Raw genomic sequence first — 12019 nt, forward strand, 5'->3', positions numbered from 1 at the left:
ATACGATATATAAATTATTATTTTTAAATTTTAATATAAAAAGGGTGTGTATCAAAATAAGTTTTAAATAAAAAAAGCTGTATTAATATACAGCTTTTTATCTTTGTTTAAATTGTTGTTGTCTAGCTTTCTTTAATTGTGAATGGTCTACAGGTACTAAATCTTGTTTAGTAGTTAAGTTAAGTATGTTATTTAGAGCAATATACTCTTTTTCATTTTCCTTATTTGATTTAAGTCCTTGAACTATAACATTATTTCCTTTTTTCACACTTATGAAAGTAGGCTTTTTAAACCAACGATTCTTCTTATATACGCATTTTATTATTTGTTTACTTCTTTCAGGTTTAACTATTAAAGTAACAACTAATTTGTGGAATATCCAAAGAATAGTTTTTTCTTCGACTTTTTCAGAAATTACGCTTCCTTGAAATTGAGCCATTCTATCGCCGTATTTTTCAAGATAAGAATCAGTGTAATATTTAGATAGTTTTTCTTTGAAACCCATAATTATAACTCCTTTTAAGTTGACGAATTTACATTTATTATTACTATAAATACATATTATATGATAGATAGTATTATAACATAATATTAAATATATTAAAATACTTTGATAGTGTCCAAAAGCCCATAGAATAAGAATTTTATATAAATATATAGTGTTAAATTTATTAAATGTAAATATTTAAATTATGGACTTATTACAATTTATATTCTATAATTAAATATGTAATGAAAATGTTATCTTAGGAGGAAGTATTATGGATAAACAACAATTAGCAAAAATGATAGACCATACTATATTAAAACCAGAAGCTGATAAGGCATCAATAGAAAAGCTTTGCAAAGAAGCTTTAGAATACAATTTTGCTTCAGTTTGCATAAACCCTACTAATGTAGAATTAGCAGCTAAACTTTTAAAAGGCAGCGAAGTAAAGGTTTGTACAGTAATAGGTTTCCCTTTAGGAGCAAACACTATGGAAGTTAAAGCTTTTGAAACTAAAGATGCAATAGAAAAAGGTGCAGATGAAGTTGATATGGTTATAAACATAGGAAGATTAAAAGATAAAGATTATGAATATGTAGAGAAAGATATAAAAGCTGTTGTAGATGCGGCTGATAAGAAAGCGCTTACAAAAGTTATAATAGAAACTTGTCTTTTAACTGAAGAAGAAAAAGTTAAAGCTTGTGAATTAGCTAAAAAAGCAGGAGCAGATTTCGTTAAAACATCAACTGGATTCTCAACAGGTGGAGCAACTCCAGAAGATATTAAATTAATGAGAGAAACTGTAGGACCAGATATGGGAGTTAAAGCATCAGGTGGAGTAAGATCAATAGAAGATGCTGAAGCTGTAATTAAAAATGGTGCTACTAGAATAGGAGCATCAGCTTCAATAGCTATATGTGAAGGAAAAGTTTCAGATTCAACATATTAATATATAACTAAATTAAATAAGATATTTGCTTAGTAAAGCCTATAGAAAAATTTCTATAGGCTTTTTTGTCGAAGAAAAAAATAAATAAAAAATAGAAAATGATGGCTAATTTTAAAGTTAGAGAATATTAATATAATAAAGTACTTATAAAGAGGAGGTTACTCTATTAAAGCTAATATTAGTTTTATGAGTGAATTTTTATGAGAAGAGAGTTAACTCCAAAAGAAGTAATTTATAATGAAGACTTTACTAGTGGGATAGGTGAGAAAGAATCCTATGGTAATGAATATGAAGGGGTTTTTAAGAAAATTGATGAAGCATTAAGCATAAATAAAGAAGGATTTAATGTTTACTTAATTGATGAATTTTCAAAACAAAAGCTTAAAGACATAATGGTACATCTAAAAGATAAAATGAAAAGTAGAGGCAAGCCTAAAGATATATGTTATGTTACCTTAGAAGATATTAGGGTTCCTAAGGTTATATTTTTAGAAAATGGAATGGGAGAAAAGTTAGAGGAAACTTTAGAATATGTAAAATCTTTTTATTATGATGAAATATATGCTTTTTATAATTCTTCAATAAATAAAGAAAAAGAAGAAATTATAAATGATATACAAAAAAAGAGAAATTATTATATAGGTGACTTGATAAAAAGTGCAAAGGAAGAGGGATTTGATTTAAAAGCTACTTCTTCAGGCTTTGCATTTATTCCTTTAGTAGATGGAGAAGCTATGACAGAAGAGGAGTTTGATGATCTAGAAGAAAACAGTAAAGGGGATATTTCTGTAAAGGCTGATAAGTTAAAAGAAGGAGCAGAAGGAGTTCTTGAAGAATTAAAAAATATAGAGTTAGATTCTATTGAAAAATTAAAGGGGATACTTAGAACCTATTTAGAAACTGAGTCAGCAAGTGTTAAAGAAAAAATAAAGGATAATTTTAAAGAAGAGAATGAAGCTTATAACTATCTTATAGATGTTTGTGAAAGCTTAGAAAATTTATTTATTGATAATTACACAATAAATTTTGATGATGATGAAGAAAAGATAAATGATATTATTTCAAAATATGTTTGTAATATCATAAAAAACAGCAAAGGGCAAGAAGCTCCTAAGGTTATTTTTGAAGAAGATCCAAGCTTAAATAATCTTTTAGGAACCATAGAGTATGAAAATCATAATGGTGTGTATTCAACTGATGTAAAACTTATAAAATCAGGTTCATTGCTTGAAGCAAATGAAGGATGCCTAATAGTTAGATTAAGTTCTTTAGTTAATAATGCAAATAGCTATTATTATTTGAGAAGAGCATTACTTCATGGAAAGATAAATTATGATTTTAATAGAGGATATTTAGAAGTGCTTTCATTAAATGGATTAAATCCAGATCCAATACCTATTAAGGTCAATGTGATTTTAATAGGAGATTTTGAAAGTTATGATATTTTATATAACCATGATGAAGACTTTAAGAAAATATTTAGGATTAGAGCTGAATTTTCAAACTTAATAGGAATAGAAAAAAATAAAAAGTCCTTAGTAGATCTTGTTGATAAAGTCATAATAGATAATGATTTATTAAAAATCTCTACTTCTGGAATTAATGCTATTGGAAAACAATTAGCAAGAAAAGCTGGAACAAGGAAGAAAATTCTTTGGGATATTGATGAAATAGAGAGAGTATTACTTCTTGGAAATGAAGAAGCAAAAAACAACAATAAGTCATTTATAGATAAGGAGTCAATAGAAGCGGTTGTAAATCAATGTAGTGAAATTGAAAAAGATTATTTAGAAATGTATGAAGATAAGAAGATAATTTTAGATATAGAAGATAGAATTATTGGAAGTGTAAATGGATTATCTGTTATAGATTTTGGTTATATGAGCTTTGGAAAGCCTATGAGAATAACTTGTACTTGTTATAAAGGTAGTGGAAAAATTATGGATGCACAAAGAGAAAGCAATTTAAGTGGAAACATTCATAATAAATCTTTAAATATTCTAAGAGGCTTTTTAAGTAGTTTCTTTAATTCTTATGAAGCTTTACCTGTGGATTTTCAACTAAGTTTTGAGCAGCTTTATGGAAAGATAGAAGGAGATAGTGCTTCTGTGGCTGAGGTAATTGCTATGATTTCTTCTTTAAGTAAAATACCTGTAGATCAGAGTATTGCAGTAACAGGTTCATTAAATCAATTTGGACAGGTGCAACCAATAGGTGGAGTAAATGAAAAAATAGAAGGATTTTTCAATGTATGCAAAAAAATTGGCACTTATATTGGAAAAGCTGTTTTAATACCAGAAAGCAATAAAGATGAGCTTATATTAAATAGTGAAATAGAAGAGGCTGTAAGAAAAGGAGAGTTTAAGATATATCTTATGAAAGATATAAATGAAGCTCTTAGTACATTGCTTCTAAATGACACTATGTCTCTTGAAGATATAGGAAATAAAATTAGTGAAGAAATTAAAAAATTTAAGGACAATTAATATCTTATTAAGCCTATAGAGTTTGTTTCTATAGGTTTAATTTATTTTAGTATTATTTGACATAAATAATTAAAATATGTTAAAATATGGAAAAGAAGCTGTGTGGGAGGTGTAACTCTATAAGAGTGATTGTATGTGGTTAGATTTTGAGAAAATAGGAAATGTTTTAGTTGTAAGTTTAATTGGAGAATTAGATCATCATAGTGCAGAAGAGGTCAGAGTAAAAATTGATGATAGGATTAGTAGAGAGAATATAAGAAAGCTTGTATTAGATTTTTCAGGTGTAACTTTTATGGATAGTTCAGGAATTGGTGTTATTATTGGAAGGTATAAAAAGATAAGTATGCGTTCAGGTGAAGTTAACATAATATCTGTAAGTAAAAGCATAAAAAGAGTTTTTGAGTTATCTGGAATATTTAAGATAATAAAGTATTACGAAAATTTGGATGAAGCTCTAAAAGTGGGTTAATGGAGGGTTAGATATGGATAATAAAATGAGATTAGAGTTTTTGGCTAAATCTGAAAATGAAGGGTTTGCAAGGGTGAGTGTATCAGCTTTTATTGCTCAATTAGATCCGACTATTGAAGAATTAACTGATATAAAGACTGCTGTTTCTGAGGCGGTAACAAATGCTATAATTCATGGATATGAATGTGATGAAAGCAAAGTAGTTATTATTGAGGCTAGTATTTGTGAAGATGAAATAAGTATAACTATAGAAGATAATGGTATAGGAATAGAAAATTTAGAAGAAGCAAGAGAACCCTTATATACATCAAAACCAGAATTAGAGAGATCAGGTATGGGATTTACTGTTATGGAAACATTCATGGATTCTTTAGAAGTTTATAGTGAAAAGGATAAGGGTACAAAAATAATAATGAAGAAAAAAATGAATACATAGGCAGGTGAATAAAGTCTATGGATATAAGTAGTATTGAGAAAGATAATTTTAATTATGACAAAAATACAACTCTCATAGTTATGGCTAAAGAAGGAAATAAGGAGGCAATGAATAAGCTTATAGAAGTTAATACTCCTTTAGTCTCTTCAATATGCAAGAGATTTACAAATAGAGGGTATGACTATGAGGATATATTTCAGATTGGGTCAATGGGATTAGTTAAAGCTATAAACAACTTTAATGATAGTTTTAATGTTAAATTTTCCACTTATGCTGTGCCTATGATTATAGGTGAAATAAAGAGATTCTTAAGGGATGATGGAATAATAAAGGTAAGTAGAAGCACTAAGACTTTAGCTAAAAAGCTTCATTACAACAAGGAAGAACTAATAAAAAAATTAAATAGGGATCCTACTGTAGATGAATTAGCTGAATACTCTGGTGTCGATAAGGAAGAGGTAATAGTAGCATTAGAATCAGCAAGTAGTATGCAATATCTATATGATACTATACACCATGATGAAGGAACGCCGGTTCTCTTAATAGATAAACTTAGTGAGAAGGGTGAAGATGATGACATGGTTAATAAAATAGCTTTGAAACAAGCTATTAGTTCCTTAGATTCAAAGGGTAAGCAAATCATAATGCTTAGGTATTTCAAGGATAAAACTCAAATTCAAGTTGCAAAAATGCTTGGGATAAGTCAAGTTCAAGTTTCTAGAATAGAGAAAAAGGTACTAAAAATTATGAAAGAAAAATTAGAAGAGGATTGATTATAAATGAAATGTTTTAGGAGCATTATTTTATGTGAAAGTAATCATATAAAATAATGCTCATTTTTTTGTATATATTAAAAATAAGAACAAATAATATAAGTATATTTTAATAGAAAAGGGTGATTAATATAGCTATGTATGAAAATGACAAAAAAATAAGGACTAAGTTTAATCAACTTGAACAACAAATAAGACCAAAACCAAAGCTTCTTAGAAATTGTATAATGGCATTTATAGTGGGTGGATTAATTTGTGTAATAGGACAATTTGTGAGAAATACTTTTCTATACTATGGCTTCACAGAAGAACAGGTTAGTAGTTTAACACCTATGACTATGGTTTTTTTAGGAGCTCTTTTAACAGGACTTGGATTATATGATAGAATAGCGGCTAAGGCTGGAGCAGGTACTATAGTTCCTATTACTGGTTTTTCAAATGCCATGGTGTCACCTGCTATAGAATTTAAAAAAGAAGGCTTTGTAATGGGAGTGGGGGCTAAAATGTTTACTATTGCAGGTCCTGTTTTAGTTTATGGTACAGGAACCTCTGTAATAGTTGGACTAATATATTACTTATTACTTAGATTTGGAATTGTGGGGTGATAAGAATGAGTAATAATACAAAAAGAGTAGGATCTCAAACAATAGAATTAAAAAGTAAACCTAGAATAATAGCTACATATAGTGTGGTTGGTCCTAGAGAAGGTCAGGGGCCTTTAAAAGAATATTTTGATAAAATATTGCAAGATGACTGTAATGGATGTGAAAGCTTTGAAAAGGCTGAAAGTAGTTTAATGATAACTGCTATAGAAGGAGTAATTAAAAAGGGGAATGTAAAAGAAGAGGATGTAGATTATCTTTTTAGCGGTGATTTATTAAATCAGTTAACATCAACAAATTTTGTTGCTAGAGAATTTAAAATTCCTTTTTTTGGTGTGTATGGGGCTTGTTCTACTATGGCTGAATCATTAAGTTTATCATCAATGATTATGGATGGTGATTTTGCAAAGTATGCAATTGCTTCCACATCATCTCACTTTAGTTCTGCAGAAAGACAATTTAGATTTCCTTTAGAATATGGATGTCAAAGAAAAGAATACTCTCAATGGACTGTAACTGGCTCCGGAGCTATGCTTTTAGGAAAGTCAGGAGATTATCCTTATGTTACCCATGTAACCACAGGAATTGTTAAGGACTATGGAATTAAGGATGCAGATAATATGGGAGCTGCTATGGCACCAGCTGCTGTAGATACTATATATAAGCATTTTGTTGATACAGGAAGAAAACCTGAAGATTATGATGTAATAGCAACTGGAGACTTAGGGGCTGTAGGAAAGAAATTAACAGAGGAATTATTAAAAGAGTATGGATATGATATTAGTAAGGTTTATATAGATTGTGGAGAAAAGATATTTGATAATGAAAAGCAAGGAACTTTTGCAGGTGGAAGTGGATGTGGATGCTCAGCCGTTGTAGCCTGTGGATATTTATATAGAATGTTAAAAGAGAAAAAGTTAAAAAGAGTTTTATTAGTTTCCACAGGAGCTTTATTAAGTTCTACATCTGCCTTACAAGGAGAAAGCATACCAGGAATAGCTCATGCTGTAGCTATAGAATATATTTAAACTAAGTTAGCTATTTTGTGTGAATATTTTGTTATAGAAATTTAATAATGAGGAGATGAGAATTTTGCAAGATTACATAAATGCCTTTTTAATGGGTGGTGCAATCTGTGTAATAGGACAGATATTAATAGATAAAACTAAACTAACACCAGCTAAAGTATTAGTTGCATTTGTTTCAATAGGTACAATATTAGGAGCTTTAGGAATATATGAAAAACTAGTCCAAATAGGTGGAGCTGGAGCAACAGTTCCATTACCTGGTTTTGGTTATGCCTTAGCTAAAGCAACTATAAAAGAAGTGAATGAACAAGGATTAATGGGAGCATTTACTGGTGGACTAAAGGGTGCAGCAGGTGGAATAACTGCAGCTATTTTCTTTGGTTACTTAATGGCATTAATATTTAATCCGAAAACTAAATAAATGATTATAATTTCTATAAAAGGTCAATAATTTTTTCGAAGGAGAGATTCTATGAAAAAGTTTGAGAAAGTTATTGTAAATAGACCTTTAGGATTAATTTGTATTTTTACTATTTTAGGAATTATAACATACTATTTTGGTAGTTTTAACTTAATAGGTACAGCTTTTTTAGTTGTACCTTTAATTTTGTTTAGTTATCTTTTATTAGATATAGAAAATTTTAATATAGGAATAATATTTTTCCTTATATCTATTTTAAGTTGCACTATCTATTATGAGCCAAAATTTCAACAAGAAGGGGTTAAAGAAATAAGAATAATAGAAGTTACAGATAAAGTTATAATAGGAAAGATAGATGGAAGAATAGTTGAAGTAAGAAATCAAAGTGGAAGTGAAATTGAATATGGAGAAAAGATATATGGAGTTTGTAAATTCAAGAGAGGAATTAATTTAGATAGAGGTCATGTTGGACAGGTTTTCTTAAAAAAAGTATTAAAAAGAGAAAATGACTTAATCTATAAAATAAAAAATATACCAAAGAAGTATTATGAAAACTTAAGTGAAAACTTTTCATCCTCTGAAAGTGCACTTTTAAATGCTGTTTTATGGGGAGATAAAGAAAATTTAACCTATAATCAAAAGGATTTTTTATCAGACTTAGGAGTAATTCATTTAATATGCATATCAGGGTTTCATATAGCCTTACTTTTTTCAATAATTTATAAAAAGTTTTCTTTTAAGATAGCTTTAAGTATATGTACTATTTATGTAATTTTAGTTGGAGCATCTAGTTCAGCATTAAGAGCTTTAATTATGATAACCTTATTAAAGTCTTCTAAAAGGATATTTAAGACCTATGACCCCTTAAGTTCTATATCCTTAGGGGCAATAATACTACTTATTTATAAACCTTATAACCTTTTTAGCATGGGATTTTTATTATCCTTTGGTGGAACATTAGGCATAATTTTATTCTATAAAAAATTATTAGAGGGATTTTATATGTTACCACCAAAGTTAAATGAATACTTAAGTTTAGGATTATCTGCACAAGCTTTTATATATCCTATTTTGGTAATTGCTTTTGGAAAATTTTCTATTAACTTTTTAATATCAACCTTTTTAGTAACTCCAATAATAGTAATATTATTACAGATACTATTAATTTCTATTTTAATTGGTGGAAATTTAATTGGAATTATAGTATTTTTAATAAATATAATATTCATGGTATTTAGAGGGATTTTAGTATTTTTAGATAAGGTGGTATGGGTTACCCCTTATTTATCCCCAGTATTTGCAATTGCTTATATGACTATGTTCTTATGGATTTACATGAGTCTTAAAGGATTTAAAAAGTTTAAAATAGGAGTTTATTTAGTCATACCTGTTTTGCTTTTAAATTTATATGTATTTGGAGCTAAAATTAGAGTTGTTGAAGATAAATGGAATAAGGCTATAGTTATAGAATCTGGATTTAAGAAAGTTGCCTTAGTAAACAATAATAGTGATTATTTTAAAAAATCCATAATGAAAAAGGAATATGTTAATGAGGTTATTCATTTGAAAAAAGAGTCTCAATTTGAACTGACAAAAAGATATTCAATATCCATAGAAGATAATTTTAATACAATAACTTTAATGCCAGAGAATAGTGATTATGATATAATTGATTTGATTCAAAAGAAAAGTGCGTATATACTTTAACTTATGTAAATAAGTAGCTGGGATTTGAAAGGTTGATATTTTAATGATAGATTTAGACGGTTTATATGAAAATTTGAAAAAAGGAAATATAGAAAAAAGTTATATATTAGTTGGATTAGATGAGCTTTTAATTAAAGAAGGTATAGAAAATATAATTGATAATGTACTAGATGAAGGATTTAAGGATTTAAACCTAATTAGATTAGATGGGAATAACCTTAATTTTGATGATTTCATGAATGCTTGTGAAACATTGCCTTTTATGAGTGATAAAAAAGTAGTAGTTTTAAATAGAACTAATATATTTAGGGATAAACAAGATAAAGAAACTGAAAAATTATATAAGCAATGTGTAGAATATTTTCAAAATACACCAGAACATTGTGTTTTAATAGCATATACAACTTTAAAGGACAAAAGGGATAGAGTTAATAGATTAAGCAAACTAAAAAAACTTGAGAAAAGCAGTTGTATAGTTTCTGTTGAAAAGTTAAAAGGGGCAAAACTGCAACAAAAGGTAGGAAGAATCTTTCAAAGATATAATAAAAACATAGGAAAAATAGAATTAAAGTACTTTTGTGACTCAGTAGAAAATAACTTTGATGTTATAGAAAGAGAAGTTGATAAAATAGTAAACTATGTAGGGGAGAGAGAAATAACTAGAAAAGACATAGATTTACTACTTCCTCCTAGGTATGAGGACGATATATTTGATTTAGTTGAGCTTATTTCAATTAAAAGAGCAAAGCAAGCCATAGACTTAATGGATGAATTAATAGGTAGAGGACAAGATCCTATATTTATACTGAGTCAAATCAGAGAGCAATTTCAAAAGTTACACAGGGTAAAAATAAGACTTTCTGAAAAGTATAGAATTGATGAAATAAAGAAAGATTTTTTAGAAGCTAGCAGGGTAAATTTACCTGACTTTGTAATAGAAAAATTTATTAATCAGAGTAAGAAATTTTCTAATAAACAGCTTAATAAATGTATTAATCTATGTTTATATACAGAAAAGAAACTTAAGAGTAATTCAAACTTAAATAAAAAAACAGAGCTAGAACTTATGATTGTAAGTACTGTAATATAAAAAATCCAGATTAGATAATTCTAATCTGGATTTTTTACTTAAAGAAATACTTCTAATAAAAGAAAATGGTGTTAGAAATTCTAACACCCATATAATTAAGCCATAGCGTTTAACTTAGCAGCTAATCTTGATTTCTTTCTAGCAGCCATGTTTTTATGAACTACTCCTTTAGAAGCAGACATATCTAAAGCTCTAGCAGCTTCAACGTATAAAGTTGCAGCTTCTGCTTTGTTATTAGCTTCAACAGCTACTTCAAACTTCTTTATAGCAGTTTTAAGAGCTGACTTAATCATCTTATTTCTTAAAGTTTTCTTTTCAGTAACTTTTATTCTTTTCTTTGCTGATTTAATATTTGCCATTCTAGTTCACCCCCTTCAACTTTTATAGCGTATCTGCAGTTTTGGGGAATCTGCGTACGAGTTCATTATTAACAAAGGTAATTATAACATCATAAATATATAAGTTCAAGTCTTTTTTCGTGTTTATCGACATAATTATCATTTTTAAGGAGATTATATATAATATATCAATTTAAATTAAAAAGAGGTGGAAAAATGTACAATGTAAGAACTGATTTAGCTGTTGAAAGTAGAGAGATTTATAAACATAGATATAATAGGGAAATTGATGGGGTAGTTTTTGAAGAAAAGACTGTGGAAGAGGATATTAAAGTTACAAATGTTGACATATTAAACGAGGAAGGCGCTAAAGCTATGGGAAAACCTATAGGCAGATATGTTACCATAGATATCCCTGAGTACACTCATTATGATGGGGGCATTATGGATGAGGTTTCTCATGTGGTGGCAGCCTCCTTAGAAGAACTTATTAATTTACCAGAGGAGAGAACCGCTTTAGTAGTTGGGCTTGGAAACTGGAATGTTACACCTGACGCCATAGGACCTAAGGTTGTAGGAAAATTAATGGTAACAAGACACTTAAAGAAAGTTATGCCAGACATAATAGATGATTCAGTAAGACCAGTTTGTGCCATAGCACCTGGAGTTTTAGGTATAACAGGAATTGAAACTGGAGAGATAATAAAATCATTAGTTGAAAAAATAAAGCCAGATTTAGTAGTTTGTATTGATGCCTTAGCTTCAAGAAAACTTGAGAGAGTGGCTAGAACTATTCAAATAAGCAATACTGGAATATCACCAGGTGCTGGAGTTGGGAATCATAGAATGAAAATAAATGAAGAAAGCTTAGGTATCCCTGTTATTGCCTTAGGAGTACCAACTGTTGTTGATGCAGCTACTATTGCAAATGATGCCATGGATTTAGTTTTAGATGAAATGATAAATCAAGCAGAGGCTGGCAAAGAATTTTATAATATATTAAATAACATAGATAAAAATGAAAAGGGAATGATGATAAAGAGCCTTTTAGACCCTTATGTAGGAGACTTAATGGTTACTCCAAAAGAAATAGACGATATAATAGAATCAGTTTCAAAAATAATAGCAAATGGAATCAATATAGCCCTTCAACCTAATATGGTATTAGAGGATATAAATAAATTTTTAAACTAAGATTGTGTTTAAAATTAAAAGTTTTATTAAGATATTTTT

The 12019-nt window shown here is 28.5% G+C and carries 13 protein-coding genes; 11 read left to right on the forward strand and 2 right to left on the reverse strand.

The window, feature by feature from the left end; all coding sequences use genetic code 11:
* Positions 1-97: 97 nt before the first annotated feature.
* The gene (locus tag QP548_RS00650) at positions 98-505 is read right to left on the reverse strand and encodes a hypothetical protein (protein ID WP_061429010.1); all 408 of its coding nucleotides are present in this window, start codon (positions 503-505) and stop codon (positions 98-100) included.
* Between the two features lie 256 nt (positions 506-761).
* On the opposite strand from QP548_RS00650, the gene deoC reads away from it, so the two are divergent.
* From deoC to holA, 10 genes are all read left to right on the forward strand, one after another.
* Entirely contained in the window at positions 762-1436 is a 675-nt protein-coding gene (gene deoC, locus QP548_RS00655; RefSeq protein WP_061429009.1) for a deoxyribose-phosphate aldolase, read from the forward strand.
* Positions 1437-1636: 200 nt separating this feature from the next.
* Positions 1637-3922 carry an AAA family ATPase gene (locus tag QP548_RS00660; protein WP_061429008.1) on the forward strand — a complete coding sequence of 762 codons (2286 nt, stop codon included), beginning with the start codon at positions 1637-1639 and terminating at the stop codon, positions 3920-3922.
* Positions 3923-4055: 133 nt separating this feature from the next.
* Entirely contained in the window at positions 4056-4391 is a 336-nt protein-coding gene (gene spoIIAA, locus QP548_RS00665; protein ID WP_003451156.1) for an anti-sigma F factor antagonist, read from the forward strand.
* A gap of 13 nt (positions 4392-4404) precedes the next feature.
* Positions 4405-4827, forward strand: a complete 423-nt coding sequence (spoIIAB, locus tag QP548_RS00670; protein ID WP_061429007.1) for an anti-sigma F factor — start codon at positions 4405-4407, stop codon at positions 4825-4827.
* Between the two features lie 17 nt (positions 4828-4844).
* Positions 4845-5600 carry an RNA polymerase sporulation sigma factor SigF gene (sigF, locus tag QP548_RS00675; protein ID WP_061429006.1) on the forward strand — a complete coding sequence of 252 codons (756 nt, stop codon included), beginning with the start codon at positions 4845-4847 and terminating at the stop codon, positions 5598-5600.
* A 137-nt stretch (positions 5601-5737) separates the two neighbouring features.
* Positions 5738-6205 carry a stage V sporulation protein AC gene (gene spoVAC / locus QP548_RS00680; protein WP_061429005.1) on the forward strand — a complete coding sequence of 156 codons (468 nt, stop codon included), beginning with the start codon at positions 5738-5740 and terminating at the stop codon, positions 6203-6205.
* Positions 6206-6210: 5 nt separating this feature from the next.
* Entirely contained in the window at positions 6211-7230 is a 1020-nt protein-coding gene (gene spoVAD / locus QP548_RS00685) for a stage V sporulation protein AD (protein ID WP_003463083.1), read from the forward strand.
* A gap of 55 nt (positions 7231-7285) precedes the next feature.
* A complete protein-coding gene (gene spoVAE, locus QP548_RS00690; RefSeq protein ID WP_060795896.1) occupies positions 7286-7651 on the forward strand; it encodes a stage V sporulation protein AE in 366 nt (121 codons plus the stop codon).
* A 51-nt stretch (positions 7652-7702) separates the two neighbouring features.
* Positions 7703-9358, forward strand: coding sequence for a ComEC/Rec2 family competence protein (locus QP548_RS00695; protein WP_061429004.1), 1656 nt, complete (start codon positions 7703-7705; stop codon positions 9356-9358).
* 43 nt (positions 9359-9401) lie between these two features.
* Positions 9402-10448: a DNA polymerase III subunit delta gene (holA, locus tag QP548_RS00700; protein ID WP_061429003.1), complete on the forward strand. Its 1047-nt coding sequence runs from the start codon at positions 9402-9404 to the stop codon at positions 10446-10448.
* 95 nt (positions 10449-10543) lie between these two features.
* Here the strand turns inward: holA and rpsT are convergent, their stop codons facing one another.
* Entirely contained in the window at positions 10544-10807 is a 264-nt protein-coding gene (gene rpsT / locus QP548_RS00705; protein WP_003451389.1) for a 30S ribosomal protein S20, read from the reverse strand.
* Positions 10808-11002: 195 nt separating this feature from the next.
* Here rpsT and gpr point away from each other — a divergent pair, with 195 nt between their 5' ends.
* Positions 11003-11980: a GPR endopeptidase gene (gene gpr, locus QP548_RS00710; RefSeq protein ID WP_061429002.1), complete on the forward strand. Its 978-nt coding sequence runs from the start codon at positions 11003-11005 to the stop codon at positions 11978-11980.
* Positions 11981-12019 lie beyond the last annotated feature (39 nt).

It is taken from the genome of Clostridium sp. UMB9555A (assembly GCF_030222355.1).
In the GTDB taxonomy this organism is placed as follows: Bacteria; Bacillota; Clostridia; order Clostridiales; family Clostridiaceae; genus Sarcina; species Sarcina perfringens.